This window comes from Rhizobium sp. O111 (assembly GCF_055616315.1).
Genome location: NZ_JBSHXL010000004.1, coordinates 1 through 17,075, shown reverse-complemented (window position 1 = coordinate 17,075; position 17,075 = coordinate 1). Strand labels below are relative to the sequence as shown.

The 17,075-nt window shown below is 57.5% G+C and carries 17 protein-coding genes; 11 read left to right on the top strand and 6 right to left on the bottom strand.

The window, feature by feature from the left end:
- Positions 1–879 (top strand): TniB family NTP-binding protein, encoded by an 879-nt coding sequence (locus ACVTFQ_RS31620; RefSeq protein ID WP_269703680.1) that lies wholly within the window; start codon positions 1–3, stop codon positions 877–879.
- Positions 876–1,931, top strand: coding sequence for a TniQ family protein (locus ACVTFQ_RS31615; protein ID WP_077472604.1), 1,056 nt, complete (start codon positions 876–878; stop codon positions 1,929–1,931). Before ACVTFQ_RS31620 ends, ACVTFQ_RS31615 begins: the two co-directional genes overlap by 4 nt.
- 261 nt (positions 1,932–2,192) lie before the next feature.
- Here ACVTFQ_RS31615 and ACVTFQ_RS31610 read toward each other — a convergent pair whose 3' ends face one another.
- A complete protein-coding gene (locus tag ACVTFQ_RS31610; protein WP_269703678.1) occupies positions 2,193–4,100 on the bottom strand; it encodes a HAMP domain-containing methyl-accepting chemotaxis protein in 1,908 nt (635 codons plus the stop codon).
- A gap of 255 nt (positions 4,101–4,355) precedes the next feature.
- Here ACVTFQ_RS31610 and ACVTFQ_RS31605 point away from each other — a divergent pair, with 255 nt between their 5' ends.
- Positions 4,356–4,865: a hypothetical protein gene (locus ACVTFQ_RS31605; RefSeq protein WP_077472602.1), complete on the top strand. Its 510-nt coding sequence runs from the start codon at positions 4,356–4,358 to the stop codon at positions 4,863–4,865.
- 309 nt (positions 4,866–5,174) lie between these two features.
- Here the strand turns inward: ACVTFQ_RS31605 and scpB are convergent, their stop codons facing one another.
- Together scpB and ACVTFQ_RS31595 are read right to left on the bottom strand one after the other, a co-directional pair.
- Complete coding sequence (gene scpB / locus ACVTFQ_RS31600) at positions 5,175–5,873, bottom strand: SMC-Scp complex subunit ScpB (protein ID WP_077472601.1); 699 nt, start codon at positions 5,871–5,873, stop codon at positions 5,175–5,177.
- 2 nt (positions 5,874–5,875) lie between these two features.
- Positions 5,876–6,829 (bottom strand): DUF1403 family protein, encoded by a 954-nt coding sequence (locus ACVTFQ_RS31595; RefSeq protein WP_470424648.1) that lies wholly within the window; start codon positions 6,827–6,829, stop codon positions 5,876–5,878.
- A 123-nt stretch (positions 6,830–6,952) separates the two neighbouring features.
- Between ACVTFQ_RS31595 and ACVTFQ_RS31590 the strand changes: the two genes are divergently transcribed.
- From ACVTFQ_RS31590 to ACVTFQ_RS31555, 8 genes are all read left to right on the top strand, one after another.
- Positions 6,953–8,086, top strand: coding sequence for a site-specific integrase (locus tag ACVTFQ_RS31590; RefSeq protein ID WP_077472599.1), 1,134 nt, complete (start codon positions 6,953–6,955; stop codon positions 8,084–8,086).
- A gap of 350 nt (positions 8,087–8,436) precedes the next feature.
- Positions 8,437–8,727: a type II toxin-antitoxin system Phd/YefM family antitoxin gene (locus ACVTFQ_RS31585; RefSeq protein ID WP_142843345.1), complete on the top strand. Its 291-nt coding sequence runs from the start codon at positions 8,437–8,439 to the stop codon at positions 8,725–8,727.
- Positions 8,724–9,101, top strand: a complete 378-nt coding sequence (locus ACVTFQ_RS31580; RefSeq protein WP_142843344.1) for a type II toxin-antitoxin system VapC family toxin — start codon at positions 8,724–8,726, stop codon at positions 9,099–9,101. The genes ACVTFQ_RS31585 and ACVTFQ_RS31580 overlap by 4 nt, the downstream gene beginning before the upstream one ends.
- A 12-nt stretch (positions 9,102–9,113) precedes the next feature.
- Positions 9,114–9,362: a type II toxin-antitoxin system Phd/YefM family antitoxin gene (locus tag ACVTFQ_RS31575; RefSeq protein ID WP_142843343.1), complete on the top strand. Its 249-nt coding sequence runs from the start codon at positions 9,114–9,116 to the stop codon at positions 9,360–9,362.
- Positions 9,363–9,404: 42 nt separating this feature from the next.
- Positions 9,405–9,692 (top strand): DUF7673 family protein, encoded by a 288-nt coding sequence (locus ACVTFQ_RS31570; protein ID WP_142843342.1) that lies wholly within the window; start codon positions 9,405–9,407, stop codon positions 9,690–9,692.
- Entirely contained in the window at positions 9,692–10,849 is a 1,158-nt protein-coding gene (locus ACVTFQ_RS31565) for a site-specific integrase (RefSeq protein ID WP_142913679.1), read from the top strand. Before ACVTFQ_RS31570 ends, ACVTFQ_RS31565 begins: the two co-directional genes overlap by 1 nt.
- A 121-nt stretch (positions 10,850–10,970) precedes the next feature.
- The gene (locus tag ACVTFQ_RS31560) at positions 10,971–12,101 is read left to right on the top strand and encodes an AAA family ATPase (RefSeq protein WP_142843341.1); all 1,131 of its coding nucleotides are present in this window, start codon (positions 10,971–10,973) and stop codon (positions 12,099–12,101) included.
- A 4-nt stretch (positions 12,102–12,105) separates the two neighbouring features.
- Positions 12,106–12,795: an HNH endonuclease gene (locus ACVTFQ_RS31555; RefSeq protein WP_237681480.1), complete on the top strand. Its 690-nt coding sequence runs from the start codon at positions 12,106–12,108 to the stop codon at positions 12,793–12,795.
- A gap of 676 nt (positions 12,796–13,471) precedes the next feature.
- Here the strand turns inward: ACVTFQ_RS31555 and repC are convergent.
- The 3 genes from repC to repA form a co-directional block, all read right to left on the bottom strand.
- Entirely contained in the window at positions 13,472–14,686 is a 1,215-nt protein-coding gene (repC, locus tag ACVTFQ_RS31550) for a plasmid replication protein RepC (RefSeq protein WP_142843340.1), read from the bottom strand.
- A gap of 155 nt (positions 14,687–14,841) precedes the next feature.
- On the bottom strand, positions 14,842–15,864 hold the full coding sequence (gene repB / locus ACVTFQ_RS31545; RefSeq protein WP_064334703.1) for a plasmid partitioning protein RepB: 1,023 nt from the start codon (positions 15,862–15,864) through the stop codon (positions 14,842–14,844).
- Positions 15,861–17,075 (bottom strand): plasmid partitioning protein RepA (gene repA, locus ACVTFQ_RS31540; protein WP_064334742.1); only part of this gene is annotated, 1,215 nt, incomplete at its 5' end. The genes repA and repB, both read right to left, overlap by 4 nt.

Genomic DNA, 17,075 nt, shown 5'->3' with positions numbered 1-17,075 from the left:
ATGTCTGATCATTTATTTGACCACGTACGTCCCATTCTCGACCTCGGAGATGACGAACGCGTAGCCTATATGCGGGCGCCGAGGTGGATTGGCCATCAAATCGCGAAGGACACCCAACAACGACTGGCTGACTTGCTGGCCCGACCTGTGTCACTGCGGACCCAAGGGCTAATGCTCATAGGCCCCTATGCAAATGGGAAGACCATGATCGCGGAGCGGTTCGCGGTGGAGCACCTTCGGGCATCGCCGAACCAACGAGTTTGGATTGTTCAGACACGTGAAGGAGCAGGACTTGGCCATTTCTATGGCAGTATTCTTCAGGCGTTTCATGCGCCTGGTGGCGATATATGGAATGTTAGCCGGAAGGCGGAGCAGTTGGATCACCTGCTGGAGAGCATCAAACCCAGGGTGTTGATATTTGACGAGTTCCACAATGCTCTACGGGGACGGTCCCGCGACGTCGAAGGGGTGTTTGCCTTTCTCCGCCGGATCGGCCGGCAGTATGATATCTCGCCTGTCCTCATCGGCGAAGTCGCCATCTACGATTTTGTCAACGCGACTAGCGAGATGGCAACTCGCTTTGACCTCGTTGCAATCCCGAGGTGGCAATATGACGAAAGCTACCTGACCCTCCTCGACAGCCTCGAAGCGGCTTTGCCTCTCGCGAAGGCCTCCGATCTATCGGATGAAACATTGGCTCAACGAATTTTCAGCCTATCGGAAGGTTTGATCGGAGAGATTGTCTCCGTTGTGACCAAAGCTGCCGTGGGGGCGCTTCGTTCTGGAGCGGAACGCATTACCAAAACCGGTATCGATGAGCTTGGCTACACCCCCATTTCGCATCGGCGCAATGCGGCGTTGCGCAGGTGTTTGATATGACCCGCATAGAAATCGACGCACCACTCATCGACATCCAAGAGCGCTACCTGGATACAATTTCCACACGGTGGCCCATCACTTTCATGCCACAGCCAGACGAGCTATTGTCGAGCTGGCTACACAGGCTTGCCTATGCCAACGGTGTACCAGGGCGCTCTTTCGCCCGAGTACTGGGGCTCACACCTGGAATGTGGTCCGCCAGGCTTGATCTAAAGCTTTCCATCACCTTGGCAAAACAGCTGCAGACGTATGCGGATATCACACCTGAACAGCTAACCGCTATGACACTGCCGGACAATCAAACAAGGCAGCTTTTTTTACCCCTCCGAAACCTTCACCGACGGCAGGGGTCGACATGGCTACAATTCTGCCCGCGATGCCTGGCTACTGATGCGCACCCATACTTTCGGCGAGAGTGGCGGCTGGCAACACGACTTACCTGCGAAAAGCATAGCAACAGGTTGCGAGATCGATGCACCTCCTGCAATCAGCCCGTGGCAGCCTTTGATCAGAGCGAACTCAAACCGCACCACTATTGTGCCCGGTGTGGTCACGACTTCCGTCGTGCCTCGACCATCTACCTATGCCCGGCGGTGATAAAGCTTGACCAATGCATCCATGAAATCTTTGGCAGCGGTTTCATTGCCGGATCCCCGATCGACAATCTGCTCGTCCGGCGGTTAATGGACATCCCTCAATTGACCGGCGTCCATCAGCGAAAGTTGTTGACTGGTTTGTCCGCGTCATTTCGTGCACGATGCTACGAGCAACTTGTATGCCACCCATACGAAGACGGCACAGTCAGGCGGCATGTTCATGGGGTTGGTCGGGCTCTCGGATCGCCAATCGCGAAAGATGGTGGCAATAATGTCCTAATCCGACTGCTCACGGATGCGCTCGCCCGTCAACCGGGGCGGTCGGCGGTTGGCGGTAGCCGACCATTTGTCGATCTTTCGCACTTCCTTGCAACCGCTCAGCAAATGAGACGGGTTTCGGTGACGTCGCCGTTGTGCAGGAGAGATGCAACCGCGATCGTCCGTTGCCAATGTTGAAAATTCACTTCAAAGCCTGTGCCTCGGGAGCATCTTTGAAACGGGCGATGGAATCGATCTCGGCAATTTTCTGGAATTCACGAAGATATTCCAGATGATCTTTTTGAAATCAACGGCTGAACATTGTCAGGAATTTTGGCGACGTACTCGCGCGCGAACGAGATGTAGACGTCGAGCTTGAAGCCTTCCGCCTAACCGTTTCGACAAGATTAGGCGGAAGCTGCGTCAATAGAGTGGGGATACAGGTATCAGTTCAGATTTTTAAAACTCTTCCCAGCTATCGACCTTCGCAGCGGTGTTGCCACGCACGGCGTTAGAAACGCGTGCCATCAGACGTCTTGCCGGAGACGGCGCAGACGCTCTATCCATTTCTCTGCGAGGACCGGTGGCTGCATGGGTTGAACCAATCTCGAAACTGGCGATCAGTTGGAATAGTGCCTCCGCTTCCCTGGCCAGCGAATGGCTTGCCGCCGTCGATTCCTCGACCATGGCGGCATTCTGCTGAGTGCCCTGGTCCATGGTGTTGACGGCAGTGTTGATTTCCCGCAGTCCCGTCGCCTGCTCCTTAGCGCCTTCGACAATCGCCGTGACATTGGTGCTGACACCCTGAACTTGCGCGACGATCTGTTCCAGAGCTTTGCCGGTTTCCGTCACCAGTTCGACGCCATTCTTGACCTGTACTCCCGATTTGCCAATCAGCGCCTTGATCTCTTTTGCAGCTTTTGCAGAACGCTGCGCGAGTTCGCGCACTTCCTGTGCAACGACGGCAAAGCCTTTGCCCGCCTCGCCCGCCCTGGCGGCTTCTACGCCGGCATTCAGTGCAAGTAGATTGGTCTGGAAGGCGATCTCGTCGATGACACCGATGATGTTGGAAATCTCATTCGACGAAGTCTCGATCTCGTGCATCGCGGTGACAGCTCTGCTGACCACCGCACCTGAGTGCTCCGCCGATTGGCGCGTCTGCTGGACCATGTTGCCGGCCTCTTCGGCACGCCTGCTTGAGTCGGTGACCGTCGTCGTGATCTGCTCCAGTGCCGCTGCTGTTTGCTCGACCGATGCTGCCTGTTGTTCCGTCCGCTTCGAGAGATCGTCGGCCGCCGCACGGATCTGATTGGACCCGGCTGCAATTGCCTGGGCATTCTGGCCGACGCGCCGCATGGCGTCTTCGAGCTTTGCGACGGCATCATTGAAGTCGAGACGGACCTGATCAAGCCGGTCTGCAAAGGTTTCGGTAATCCTGTAGTTCAACTTGCCTTCAGAGAGACGGCCTAGCGCACTGCCGATGCTATCGACTGCAAAGCGAACTTCCGACGCCTCCTGTGCCTGCAGGCGTTCACGGTCAGCACGCTCCTGCTCGGAAAGCGAACGGTTGGCTGCGGCTTCCTGTTCAAGCCGAACCCTATCACGTGCGTTATCGCGGAAAACACCGACCGTGGACGCCATGGTACCAATTTCGTCAGAGCGTCCTTCGCCATAAATGGTGACGTCGAGATTGCCCTTTGCTAGGGCGTCCATCGCGCCAGTAATGGCGTTTACAGGACGGATAACGCCGGCAATGACAGTCCAGATCGAAAAGGTGGAAACGGCGGCAGCCATTGCTATCAGCGCTATCATCAAGGTTGTCAGCATAGACTTCAGGGCATTGCCTTCCGCCAGCTTTTCCTTGGCAACACGGATCTGTACCTCGACTAGCTTGGCTATATCTCCACCCAGAGGATCGATTGCCGGATAAAGTTCTTTGTCTGCGAAGCTGGCGAGCGCAGAAGCATCTTTCGACGTGAGGATACCGAGAAGCTTTTGGACGTGGACGTCTGCCTTCCGGCGCGCTTCTTCGAAGTGATCGGCAAGCTCCTTTTCTTCACTTGTCAGGGTGGTACCTGTGTACGCCTTCCAATGATCGTTCACATCAGTCAGTGCGGACTGAACATTCGCTGTCCCCTGCATCGGCGACAGGACCCCGGAACGGGTCTTGTGAACGGTATCGACAATGTTGACCGCATAGCGATCACCGATGATTTTCAAATGTTCCATCGGTTCGACGCGATCAACCACGATGGAGTCAGCAATTTTCGCTTCTTCTTCCATCGCGTAGAAGGAAAAGGCAGCAATCATCATAATTGTAGCGGTGAGCACCGAGATGCAGGCAAGCAGTTTCACACGGATAGTCATTACATCCTCAACCAGGCAATAGAGACGCACGTCTCTGGATAATTCGGCAACTGTTCGGGGCTGTCTGGCAGAATGATGCTTCGCTGAGGATCCCCATCCTCAACTCGCCGAGGATTGGACAATCATGGGCGCACCCGTTAAATCTAGGGTCAATCTGTTTATGAATTATAAATAACTTGATAGAATAGCCTAAAAATTAGCCATCGCGAGTAAATATCCGCCATTCAAGTTAAAGTTGAAGCCGAAAGATGAGCTATGCGCAAACATGCCGGACTAGCATTATTGGGTTTGAGCATAGCCACCACGGCCATAGCGGCGGACGGAGCAAAAGCACCAGGAGTGTCGGTCAATCCCAACGAGCCGGCTTGCCTGAAGGTGCCTGCGGCCGATATGGAGCAGTTCGTTGGCGCTCCGGCACGTGTCCGGGAAACGAACAACGGTCTTTGTTCCTGGGAGGGCAGCAGATCGGGTACTTATGTAAAGGTCATGTATTTCAAGGGCGAAAGCCTTGGTATCCCCGCTGGAGCGGAGCGGGCTTATTTCGATCAGGGTATCGAAATCATGAAGGCCGAAAACAAGCCGGGGGAACTCGTGGAGATTCCTGCGTTAGGAGATAGTGCCTGGGGGTTGAAGATCACCGAAAATCCTATGAATTTTTACTCGGTGTACACGTTCAAGGGCAAAGACAGCATCACCATCATGTCCAATGGCGTCGGTTACGACGCGACCGTCAAGATTGCGCAGCTTGCGGCGTCGCGTATGTGAGATCTCTTTATTCGACTATCGGTCGGTTGATGGCGGTGGAACTCTGTATTAATACTGACGGCGCCGATCAAGCTGCGTCACGAAACAACGTGGCGATCAGAATGTTGTGGACGGGTTTGCCCGTAGACTAGGGATAACCGGCGGCAAGCCGCAACCGACCAATTGCCTACATGTCACAGTCATCTGGACAGCTTAACAACACAACAGTGTGTTACCGACACCACGTCACCCATGACAGCTCAGCTCCGAACGGATGCTCTCAGTGTCAAGTTAAGTGCAGCGGAGAATTAAGTATCTACAGCCGGCTTGTTAATCGTCATCGTCACCGTAGCCAATATCGGCTTTTGCATCATTACCAGCCTTTGCCACAGTTCGCCTGCTCAGAAGCCCTGCATCCTCCAGTGCCTCGATATTTGGAAGATCACGAAGAGTTTCAAATCCGAATACGGACAAAAACAGTTTTGTTGTTACATATGTATACGGCGCACCGGGTGTCGGGCTCCTAGGCCCCGAAACGATAAAGCCGGCATCCCGCAGCCCGGCGATCGTGTCACGGCTAATCTCTCTGCCAAAAATCTCCGACAGCTCTGCCCGGGTGGCGGGTTGAAAGTATCCGATGGCAGTCACGACCATCGCCTCGGTTTCAGAAAGCGACGCCGCTATGGACTGTGTCGGGGCGGTCGAGACGCGGATAGTCTCGGCGAACCGCGGTCGGGTGCGGTGCTGCCATCCGCCAGCCACCGACACCAGCTCGTAGGGACGGTCCTGCAACTCCTCGACAAGATCGTCAATCACCAGGTCGATGCTGCAGTCTGAACCAACCACCCGCGCAAGAAACTCACGGCTCACCGGCTCAGTTGAGGCAAAAATAACCGCTTCAACCCGCAGCATCCACTCCCGCCAGCGCAGCTCAGGCGGCAGATCCTCCAACTCGCGATCATACAGGACGTCTTGCTGCCGATTTCGTGATGGTCGCCTTACGGATTTGGCTGCTGGAGACTTGCTCATTGTCACAACCCAAATATTCGGAATGACGGACGACCTGATAGCTCGTGGACCGCGTCAAAACTCTCCAATCGATCGAACAGACGAGTGGCTGCCCAGCGTGACAGATGACTACCCGGCGCAGATGCCGAAACAGCGTCCTCGCTGAGGAGCTTTTGAATAACCGCATTGGCCCCCTTGGTCCGCACCTTCGGCGCTGCAGCTATCAACCGTGCCGCGCGGCGATCAATGTCGGTACCCGAACGTAACGCCGCCTCCACGCCCGCGACCACTGCCAGGCAGATCGCCCTCGAATAAGCAGGCTCGCCCGGCCGCACACGTCCTCTACCGCCGATCGTGCGGAATGCAGGCCCAAAACGCTCGGGCAGCAGCAGCGGCACAGGTTTGGGCCATTTCAGTTTTTGCGCCAACACCATATCGGCGAGACCCAACGCCAGAACTTCCGCATCGGCACGGGCGGTGCAAATTGTTGCTATCAGATCCGCCGCGACGAAAGGCGGCGCGCGTGCGGACTGGATCGCGAAATCGACCTCATCCGGGATCGAAGCAAGGGCGTCATCCCATCGAAGCTGCAAAAGATCGGCAAGTTCCTTCACGACAAGTGACCCAATCGGGCCGGAACGGCGCACAAGCAATCGTGTGGCGAGAAATATCTTTCCGGCAGGACCTGGATCGTCACCTGCACCAGTGAGCAATACCGCATCGCGAATGGCACTTTCTTCCTCAGCGCGACCAACCATTTTTGCCGCAACCTCAGCCGATTTCAGGGCGAGGCGGTCGCGCCAGCAGCCGAGCCATGGCAGGTCTGCTCGGATCAAATCATCTATTGATTTCAGAGCGATACCGGCAGCAAAGGCAGCGCTTGCTTCATCCGTTTCCCGACGGCGGGCCAGCGCCCAAACGGGCAGGCTGGGCAACCAAACATGAGGGGTCGATAGTGCGGGCGTCGGAAAATCCATGCAGGGATCATAACCGGACTGTGCGGTTTAGGCCAGATAATTGATTTAAAACGCACAGCATGTCGGCATAATATTATGTCCGATAATCTTGCATTATCGGACGTCTTGCTCTTTATATAGAGAATGGCCCAAATCATCGAGCAGAACACCGAAATTGACGTCGAGGAGACCTCAGCGCCGTCTCTCAGCACAGCCTCGGGCGGCGATGTTTCCGCGCCAGAGGTGTCAGGTGAAAGTCCCCTCCCCTCCCTCGCTGCTCAGGATCAGACGCCCGCCCATCTTGCAAGCCTTGCTGATCGCGCCCGGGGTTATGTTGAAGCGGCCAGTTCCGCAAATACGCGCAAGGCTTATGCCTCCGACTGGAAGCATTTTGCTGCTTGGTGCCGGCGGTCCAATCTTGCTCCGCTCCCTCCGAATCCACAAACCGTCGGGCTATACATCACAGCCTGTGCTTCCGGCACGGTTGACCGAAGCACCAAGGCCAACTCTGTCTCGACCATTGAGCGACGCCTCTCCTCCCTCAGTTGGAACTATGCCCAGCGCGGTCTCTCGCTCGATCGCAAAGACAGGCATATCGCAACCGTAATGGCCGGCATACGCAACAGCCACGCCAAGCCACCTGTCCAAAAGGAAGCGGTCATGGCTGAGGATATCATAGCCATGGTCGAGACGCTCGATCGCGGCTCCCTGCGCGGCCTGCGCGATCGGGCAATGTTGCTCATCGGCTTTGCTGGCGGCCTTCGGCGCTCCGAGATCGTCGGCCTCGACCTGAAGGCCGACCAGACTGAGGACGGTCGCGGTTGGATCGAGATCCTCGACAAGGGCATGCTTATTACGCTGCGCGGCAAAACCGGATGGCGAGAAGTCGAGGTCGGTCGCGGCTCGGCCGATACGACCTGCCCGGTCGCCGCAATCGAGACCTGGATCAAGTTCGCCAAGCTGGCTCATGGCCCTCTGTTTCGCCGTGTGACAGGGCAAGGGAAGGCAGTCGGGTCAGAGCGGCTGAACGACAAGGAAGTCGCTCGGCTTGTGAAAAGGTCCGCGATGGCCGCAGGCGTTCGAGGGGATCTCAGCGAACTTGAACGCGCCTTCAAGTTTTCAGGCCATTCCCTTCGCGCGGGCTTGGCCTCTTCCGCTGAAGTCGACGAGCGTTACGTCCAGAAACAGCTCGGTCATGCGTCGGCAGAGATGACCCGCAGATATCAGCGGCGGCGGGATCGCTTCCGCGTGAATCTGACCAAGGCATCAGGGCTTTAGGTGAGCCCTCCCCTACTCCGGAGTGAAATCGTAAGGGGATATTTCGGTGCCGAATTTCTCGCTTAGCGCTTCGATTGAAATCGGAAGCTAAAAGCCACAGCCGGCGTCGAAAGCCGGCTGCATCAGGGCACTCATGCTGATTTTCGTGAGATCGTAAGCCATTGAATTTATGGTAAATGATTTGCTAAAGGAACTCTATTTAAATATTACGGTTCGCCACATGGTATGATTATCGGTTGGCATTCTAACCATCGATAAGTAACCCTTATCAAAAGTGATGCGTACAGCCTGCTTGTACGCCTTGCCAATTGAGCTATAATAGCGGTCATCTCAGCTTTCGGAGGCCGTCCATGCCGCAGTCGACCTACAAGATCAGCGAGGCGCGCAAGAATTTCGCCGAGGTGCTCGAACGCGCCAATCAGGGCGAGGAAATCATCATCATGCGCGGCAACGAAATCTATGCCCGGATCGGCCCCGCCGATGGCGGCAAGCGACCGTTTGGCCTGTTGCGTCATCGCCAACTTCCCGACGACCTGTTCGACGACGTCGATGCCGAACAGGCGGCGATCGACGCCGGCGACTTCACCGAAGAAACCGGCATCTGGCAGGGCGAGTCCAGCGATCCTAAGAACCGCTCATGAAAGTGCTGCTCGACAGCCATGCCGTCTACTGGTGGACGATCGGCAGCGATCGGCTCTCGGCGACCGCCCGTTCGCTGATCGAGGACAAGGCCAACACGATCCTCGTCAGCGCCGTCTCCTTCTACGAACTCGACAACAAGATGCGGCTGAAGAAGCTCGACCTGAAACCGCAGGAACTGCGCGCCGCGGTGACCGCCAGCGGCCTGCAGACTCTTGCCATCAGCGATCTGCATGCCGAACTCGCCGCTGCCTTCGATTGGGAGCATCGCGACCCCTGGGACCGGATTCTGGCGGCCCAGGCGCGGCTCGAGCATTGCGCTTTCGTCTCCACCGATCTGGTATTCGATGCAGTGCTGCACGAACGTGTCTGGTAGAGGACGTTGAACATGAAACTCCTGGTTGAGATTGACGAGGCCTCGGCACGGCTCGAGGAATTGATTGACCTGGCGGCAGGTCAGGATGAGATCCTGATCTGCCGCCACAGGCGGCCGATTGCTGCGCTGACATCGATTGCCGCCGGGGAAGGGACGATGGACGAGGTCCTGAGGCTGGCTGCCGAGGGACGCGCCACCGTGCCCGCTGATGCGACCTCCAACCACGATGATCTCCATGACGACCACGGCCTGCCCCGATGAACGTCGTCAATCGCTGCACTCACGGACGAGGAAGAGGGTGCCATGGATGACCGGGTGAGATTTGCGCTCGAAAAGCTCCTGAACGTCGCCCACGAGGACACCGGCCAAGGCCGGCGCGTCGCCAACTTCCTGCTTGCCTGGTGGAACGCCGACGTGCATGGCGGTTTCGATCTCACCGATCTTGCCAATGTCGATCCGCACATTGGTGCGGACATGGCGACGATCTTCACCTTTCTCGCCCGCGAGGAGGACATCGTCTACCCGTATGACTACCGGAGCGAGATCGAGCAGATCATCGCGCGGTGGCGGCCACAGAAGGAGCAGGCCTAATGGTCGCGCGGCCGGGTCAGCCGGCGGTGCCGCCGGCGGTCGAGCGCCGCGCAGAACAGCTCGATACGATCGCCGCGGTGCTGCCGATCGACCGGCGCGACAAGCTCGCCGAGTTATTGACCGACCAGGATGTCGAGACACTGCGGCATCTCGTCAACGAAGGCATGGGCGAAAACACGCTGCGCGCGCTGACCTCCGATCTTGCCTATCTGGAAGCCTGGTCGTTAGCCGCAACCGGATCTCCCCTGCCCTGGCCGGCGCCGGAGGCGCTGCTGCTGAAATTCGTGGTGCATCATCTTTGGAATCCGCGCCAGCGCGAGACCGATCCCGAGCACGGCATGCCGGCCGACGTCGAGCACGCGTTGCGGGATGGCGGCTTCCTCAGGTCCACCGGCCCGCATGCGCCGGACACGGTGCGGCGGCGGCTCGCGAACTGGTCGACGCTAACGAGATGGCGCGGCGCTCAAGGTGCTTTCGCCTCCCCTGCCCTGAAGTCGGCCGTTCGCCTCGCCGTCCGTGCCGTGCCGCGACAACGCCTTCGTAAGAGCGCCAAGGCGGTGACCGGCGACGTGCTGGCGAAGCTGCTGGCAACCTGCGGCGAACACAGTCTCCGCGATCTGCGCGATCGGGCGATCCTCATGGTCGCCTTCGCATCCGGCGGTCGTCGCCGCAGCGAAGTCGCCGGCCTCCGAAGAGAACAATTGACGATCGAAGCCCCGGTTGAGGCTGAGGATGGAAGCCTCCTCCCCTCTTTGTCGATTCACCTCGGTCGGACCAAGACCTCCGGCGCCGATCAGGACGAAGTCGTCTATTTGACCGGCCGACCGGTAGTCGCCCTGAACGCCTGGCTGGCGGCCGGCAAAATCGAAAGTGGCAGCGTGTTTCGGGCGATCGACCGCTGGGGCAATGTCAGCCGCCGGGCGCTCGATCCGAAGGCCGTCAACGACATCGTCAAGCAGCGGGTAAGGATGGCCGGGCTGGAGCCGGCGGAGTTTTCGGCGCACGGGCTGCGATCCGGGTACCTCACGGAGGCTGCGAACCGAGGCATTCCCCTACCCGAAGCGATGGAGCAGTCGCGGCATCGATCGGTCCAGCAGGCGTCGAGCTACTATAACAGTGCGGTACGGCGAAGTGGCAAGGCCGCCCGGATGCTCTGAAGACCGCGCTGGACGAAATTGAAGAGGATGGCGGATAGGGTATTCATCGGAGGGCTTGATTCGGATCCTCTACGTAGCGTAGCCCTTCCTCACACTCGAAACGTGCCGTCCAGGACATCAAATGGCCTCCTCAAACTTGCAACGGCTTGGACTGGCGAACCAAAGGCCCGTCGCTGAGAAGGTTGCCATCCTCGTCGGACCCAACGGCTCCGGCAAAAGCCGCTTTCTTCGCGAACTCGCGATCCAGATCCGTGGTGATCGGGATCTGGCAATCATTTCCAACACCGCCCATGATCGCTTTTCCGGCTTGCGTGGATTGAAGCGCATCACGGCCGGCAGAGGCAGCAGGTCTCCAAAGAGCATCGTCAAGCGCGCGATCGGAAGGACCATCGACCAACCGGACTCACGATTTTACCAGATCGGCGCGATCCTCGAATACTGCGGTTATCGGCCACGGTTCGGGTTCCTCGTCGATTCGGACCCGTACACGGCATATCTAGACCCAGCAGATTTCCTGTTCGATCCAAACGACTACGACGCAGTCGTCGCATTCTTGCGTCGGCATAACCCTGCCGAAATTCTCTGGATTCACCAAGGGGAATCGGCGTTGTCGTTTTCATTGGGTCGAGAATTCGGAGCTATCCTCCGAAGCGAGGATAGCCTTCGACGGCTTGGACGCATTCGCGGAATCCAGGTCTTTCTCGAAAGGCACGATGGCGAAGTCATTGAGCTACTGAATGCCAGTTCGGGTGAACTCGCACTGATTTCCTCCCTCGTGTTCTTGATCAGCTCCATCGGCCAGGAACCGGTTATCCTGATTGACGAGCCAGAGAACAGCCTACATCCCCGCTGGCAGCGGGAGTATCTCGAGAAGATCGTCGCGGCAGTCTTTTACCGCAACGCCACGATCGTCGTCGCGACCCACGCGCCTTTGATCGTCGTTGGTGCTCTTGGAGCCTTGCCCGATATTGTCTCTGTGTTTCAAGTTCAAGATGGCGAACCGTCCGTACTCGATCTGCAGGAGGCCAAGGACTCAGCAGCGAACGTGGAAGGCGTCCTTTGGCGCGCTTTTGATGTGATCACGCCAGCAAGCCATTTCGTGAGCGAGGAGATGGTAGGTGTCGTTGCGCGGGTAGAACGCGGTGAAATTACCCGCGACAGCGCGATTGCGCTCGTCAACGATATGGCGATCAAGAGCTTCGACGAAAAACAGCGGAAGTTTTTCAAAGCGGTTGAAGACTTGATGGAGTAGGTCGATGCACAGCGGCGCGGGGACAACAAGAGCGATGGTTGACCGCTATTTGCCGGCGCTTGACGATTTTCAGCTGAGTGTGGAGGAAGCTGCGGCGGTCGGGAAGGCCTTGGAAATAGAGAAGCCCTGGGACTGGAAGTCCGAGGACCAGAACGAACTGCAGGCGCTCAAAAGCGCGAAGGACAAGATCCTCGCCTATCACCTCGCGCGCCATGGCGGAAATTGCTGTTATTGCCGCCTGAACCTAAATGGTGCGGGCCCGTACATGACCGATCGCGAGCACATCCTTCCCAAGGGAAAGCCGGTCTACAAACCATTCAGCTATGCGATCTGGAATCTCGCGGCCGCGTGCAAGCGGTGCAACATGCAGTTCAAGCGTAGCGGAGACGGCTTTGTCGTAGACGCGGACGATTCAACCAAGTTTCAAGACAGCAATAACTATCGCTTTGTGCACCCAAATTTCGACGCCTACAGCGAGCACCTGATACGGCTCGAAGCGCAGGTTGACACCAAGAACATCGTTGTGTTCGTGAAGACGGCCGGGAGTGAGAAGGCAATCTACACCCATGACTTCTTCGCCTTGCATGAACTGCAGGTCGATAGTTTCGACAAAGCGCAGGGTCTTGAAGGGGAAAGCCCCGAGACGGACCTTGCTGCCAAGGTTCGTAGGCTTGCCAAGCAATTCGATCAGTAGCGGAATTTGGGTTGCATGGACCGCTTCACGTGGCTGGCTTTTCGCGGAAGTACGTGATCCGCGGATCATGAGATAAGAAACTCTCTTTCCAGAATCACGTTCGAAAAACGATTGTTTTTCAGTTGTTTAAGGCTGTGGTCAGCTGACCACTAAAAAAGATGCCCTCGGCGCCCTGTGCCCTGAGGGGCACGGCTGTGAGGCTGACTTCTTCAGGAAGCATCATCACCGCCCCCCATACCGCTGTCATCGCTGAAGGCGAAAGGGGCGCCATCGTCGCCTGGCAAGGGCAGATGGATCTACGAAACCTTTCAACAGCGGCGCCCTATTGGAGCGGCGCAGCCATCCCTGAACTCGGCCCAAGAGGTCGCGGACAGCCGCATGCGTTCCACCGCCGATCTCCGGCCAGATCGCACCGCCGGGTGCGCCGTCGAGCCCTTCCCGGCGCCGTGGTCCTCTCAATCCGCTGCTTCCAATTGGGCGCGCCGCCCCCTGTTCTCAACACAGCACACGCGTCCCACAGCCCCCAACCCAGAGAGCTGGAACGACCCTGCCCCCATAACATACGTTCATTTTCAGCTGCTTAGGACTGTGGTCAGCTGACCACCAAGAAAATTGCCCAGATGCTTTCTTGGCCGCTCCACCCGCATCTAATTTTCGAGTTCGGGCTCATTGAAACCTACCCAGCTTGCAAACTCCCCTGCCCGTTGGCCCTCAACAACGCCATTATCATAGGACCAAGCGAAAACTCTCCTCGTTCCGTGCGCCTTGTCAGATCCCGCAGATAGCCGCCAGCCGAGTTGATGAAGTTTGCGCGCTCCAGGATGCAAGCGACAGCCGCGGCCGCATTTTCCGGCCCCATGGCATCGCAGGCTTCCTGATAGGCCGAGGGGCTCACCTTCAGCATCGATCGAACGACTACCGCCGCTGACATCAAGTCTCGCCAGTTTCCGATTGCGCCACCCGGCCCGTAGTCCGATATCGTCGGGCATGCCTTCAACACCACACCCAACGGGAACGCCTTAAGCGGCTCGCTCTTCGGCCGGCGGATTTCGCTCGGCTTCGCTCCCTGCTCTTTTCGAGAGCTAGGTTCAAGTTCACGGATGGATTCGGGATTTGAATTCTGTATGTGCTGCTCATTGTGAGCATCATTGGTGCTATTATTTTCGGAATTTTCGTGAAATTCCAGCCGATTGACTATCTCCTCGCGCAGCATCTCCATTTCTTCAAGGATCGTCGTTACATCGGTGAGCGTCGGAGCGCGCGGGATTCTGCCCACAAGCGCTACATAGATGTCCTCGATCGCTTTCCAGTCGCCTTCGGCGCCTTCCTCCATCGCGGCCGTAATTAGCTTGCGGACATCGCGTCGGCAGATCGTCAGGCTCTCCTTGGCCTTCCTGAACGCCGCTCTGTTGGCCATCACCTGCTGCGCCTTCATCGCCAACTCTTCGGACCGTGCCAAGAGCGGCGACAGATCGAAACCGAAGGCGCTCTCGATGCGTCCCTCGCCGTCCTTACGGGCGTAGCGCTTTCCATTGGCGCTATCCTTGCGGACGATTAGGCCTGCTTCCACCAGGATGGCGATATGTCTGCGCAAAGTCGCGCCCGCCATCGCATGCGCTCGTAAAGCAAGCTGAGCATTCGAGGGGAAGACAATCAGTTGGGCGTCTTGGCGCAACTCATTCTCAGGATAAAAGCTCAAAAGCGCGTCAAGAACCGCGAGGCTATTGGACTGAATCCCGAGTAGTTCCATGGCGGCGGAGGCGTCTCTGAAGACTTTCCACTTATCCGCTGCCTTGCCTTGTTTGATATCGGCCGAAGCCGACTGGCGCCGCACGAGCGCAAGCGTCATCGGCCGCCGCCCGAATGGCGTCGTCACACTTCCTGTCTGCATCGTCTTTCACCTTTCAGCAGGCAAAAGAAATCAGCTCACCAAAACGGCGCCAAAGACTCTTGACGAAGATTCGAGGAAATGCGATTCTGTTCGTGCTAAAGAGACAGAAGGGCTTCCACGACGGCAACGTTGAGGGGGCTCTTTTCTTTTGCGGGTTAGTCTCCCTGTTTCTGTGGATGCTTTGCACGGTGTGCCTGATAAAGCGCCGGCAAATGTTCGAGTACGAAGGCGGCAAAGTCTGGCGTGGCTTTCCTGTCGATCGTAATCTCCAGCTTGCTCTTGCTCTGTGTCACCTGCGCAAGTCTGTCGCCATCGGGGGTCGACATGACGTCCGGAAGCCCGCGCGCGATGCGACGCGGCTTGAGATGGCCTATCAGCGCCTTGAAGCGGTCTGCCGATGGCAGCGTCTGCACCTCTGCTGAGGCCGCAAATTTGATCGCGTCCGACGGCGAAGCTGCCTTCTCGACCAGTTCTGCCAGTTGTTGCCAGCTGGGTCGTCCAACTCCTGGAGCGGCCCCAATGGCATCGATCAGTTCGGAGGGGAGGGCGTCGACAAGAAGGAGCATCTTCGACAGATTGCTTTTATCGATCGACATTGCGGCAATGACGATCTCTCGCGAGAACTGCTTATTCAGTCGATGCGCGAAGCGCGCCTTTTCGATGAAGGTGAGATCCTCACGCTCATTGTTCTCCTGGCCCTGCGCGACGACGAGTTGCTCGTCCGTCAGGTCACGAACGATTGCCTTTACAGGAAGGCCAAGATCTAGAACCGCGCGCAGTCGGCGGTGGCCAAAGGCCACCTGATATCGGCCTGGCTGGTCGGGATGAGGTCTCACCAGGATCGGGACCTGCTGCCCTTGCTCGCGGATTGAATCAAGGAGTCCGTCGATGTCCCCCTGCATGCGATCCCGCACAAAGGAGGGCTCGATGGACGAAGCGTCCAGTTCCACCACGGCGTGGCCCTCAGCAAGCCGCCGCTCAATCTCCTCCGCGCGGCCAAGTCGATCGTTCTGCTCGCGTAGCGCGTTGCCAATGTTTGCGGTCAGCTTCGTTGACGGGTCGCGCTCCTTTCTCACCACCCCGAGAAGCGGCATGGAGCGGCTCTTTGCCGTCCGGCTCTCTGCTGCGGGCGTTTCGGGTGCGTCTGTCGAGACCCCGAGGATGTGCTTGCGGCTCATGTCGGTCTACCCCATGCTTTTTTAATCAGGCCTTCGATTTCGTCGTTGACCGCGTTCATGGCTTCCAAGGCTCGATCATAGGTCGAGCGCGTGAACTGGCTGCGCTCGACTTCGAAAAGGGTTTGGTTGGTCAGGCCGGCGTCCGAAACCGCTGTCGTCTTAAGCATCGGGAAATTGAGAACATTTTCACCAAAGATCGACCGAAGATAACCTACCATCTGGTTTTGCGGTCCATCGCTTGGTTCGAAACGCGTTATCAGGTAGCGCATCCAATTGAACTTGAACTCGGCCCCGGCGTTCTCAATTTCGCGTAGCAGGTTCGATGTCATGGCCAGGAACTGGTTCATGGACATCACGTCCAGCATCTGCGGATGCACAGTGACCAAGATGGAGGTTGCCGCCGTCAATGCCGACAGCGTGAGGTAGCCTAGCTGGGGAGGACAATCGATAACGACAACGTCATAGTTATCCGCGATGTCTTCGATGACTTGACTGATCCGACCGTAGAAGAGCGTATCGCCTTCCTTTCGCTTCATCAGCGCACGCGGCGTGTCGTGCTCGAATTCCATCAGTTCGAGATTACCGGGGATGAGGTGGAGATCGGGAATATAGGTCCCTCGGACCACTTGCTCGACCGGTACCTGCTCCTCATCGTACCTGATGGCGCCGTAGAGAGTTTCGTTCGGACCCACGTCTGTTTCTGGCTGACTACCGAAGAGGGCGGAAAGGCTTGCCTGAGGATCGAGATCGATTGCCAGAATCCGGTACCCGCGCATGGCCAGATACTGTGCGAGATGCGCGGCGGTGGTCGTCTTACCCGACCCGCCTTTAAAATTCATCACTGAAATAACCTGAAGCTGCTCACCGTCTCGGCGATGCGGCAGGTAGCGTCTGTTCCCGCGGCCGACCTGGTCCATGTGCTTGCGGATTGCATGGATGTCTTCGATCGAGAAAGTCCGCCGACCACCTGGGCTCATGGTCAAGTTCAGCTCTGGCATTTCCGAAGCAGTCTGCCTTAAATAAGACTCACCGACGCCAAGCAGCTTGGACGCCTCGGATGGCGCAAATGTTCGAATTCCCTTCTCGGAGGTCGGAGGGAAGACCTTGAGATGATGTGCTTGAAGTTGGCTGGAGAGGGCGTCTGCATGACGCTCCATCAATGCGGTCAACCCTTCAAATACGGGCGCTGTTTTCGCGGCGGTCTTCGCCAT

Excerpts from the sequence above, each read along its gene's own strand:
- ACVTFQ_RS31590 (WP_077472599.1), top strand. The coding sequence starts at position 6,953 with ATGGCCCAAATCATCGAGCAGAACACCGAAATTGACGTCGAGGAGACC.
- ACVTFQ_RS31610 (WP_269703678.1), bottom strand. The coding sequence starts at position 4,100 with ATGACTATCCGTGTGAAACTGCTTGCCTGCATCTCGGTGCTCACCGCT.
- ACVTFQ_RS31615 (WP_077472604.1), top strand. The coding sequence starts at position 876 with ATGACCCGCATAGAAATCGACGCACCACTCATCGACATCCAAGAGCGC.
- ACVTFQ_RS31580 (WP_142843344.1), top strand. The coding sequence starts at position 8,724 with ATGAAAGTGCTGCTCGACAGCCATGCCGTCTACTGGTGGACGATCGGC.
- repB (WP_064334703.1), bottom strand. The coding sequence starts at position 15,864 with ATGAGCCGCAAGCACATCCTCGGGGTCTCGACAGACGCACCCGAAACG.
- ACVTFQ_RS31555 (WP_237681480.1), top strand. The coding sequence starts at position 12,106 with ATGCACAGCGGCGCGGGGACAACAAGAGCGATGGTTGACCGCTATTTG.
- ACVTFQ_RS31585 (WP_142843345.1), top strand. The coding sequence starts at position 8,437 with ATGCCGCAGTCGACCTACAAGATCAGCGAGGCGCGCAAGAATTTCGCC.
- ACVTFQ_RS31565 (WP_142913679.1), top strand. The coding sequence starts at position 9,692 with ATGGTCGCGCGGCCGGGTCAGCCGGCGGTGCCGCCGGCGGTCGAGCGC.
- ACVTFQ_RS31575 (WP_142843343.1), top strand. The coding sequence starts at position 9,114 with ATGAAACTCCTGGTTGAGATTGACGAGGCCTCGGCACGGCTCGAGGAA.
- ACVTFQ_RS31560 (WP_142843341.1), top strand. The coding sequence starts at position 10,971 with ATGGCCTCCTCAAACTTGCAACGGCTTGGACTGGCGAACCAAAGGCCC.
- ACVTFQ_RS31595 (WP_470424648.1), bottom strand. The coding sequence starts at position 6,829 with ATGGATTTTCCGACGCCCGCACTATCGACCCCTCATGTTTGGTTGCCC.
- scpB (WP_077472601.1), bottom strand. The coding sequence starts at position 5,873 with ATGAGCAAGTCTCCAGCAGCCAAATCCGTAAGGCGACCATCACGAAAT.
- repC (WP_142843340.1), bottom strand. The coding sequence starts at position 14,686 with ATGCAGACAGGAAGTGTGACGACGCCATTCGGGCGGCGGCCGATGACG.
- ACVTFQ_RS31570 (WP_142843342.1), top strand. The coding sequence starts at position 9,405 with ATGGATGACCGGGTGAGATTTGCGCTCGAAAAGCTCCTGAACGTCGCC.
- ACVTFQ_RS31605 (WP_077472602.1), top strand. The coding sequence starts at position 4,356 with ATGCGCAAACATGCCGGACTAGCATTATTGGGTTTGAGCATAGCCACC.
- ACVTFQ_RS31620 (WP_269703680.1), top strand. The coding sequence starts at position 1 with ATGTCTGATCATTTATTTGACCACGTACGTCCCATTCTCGACCTCGGA.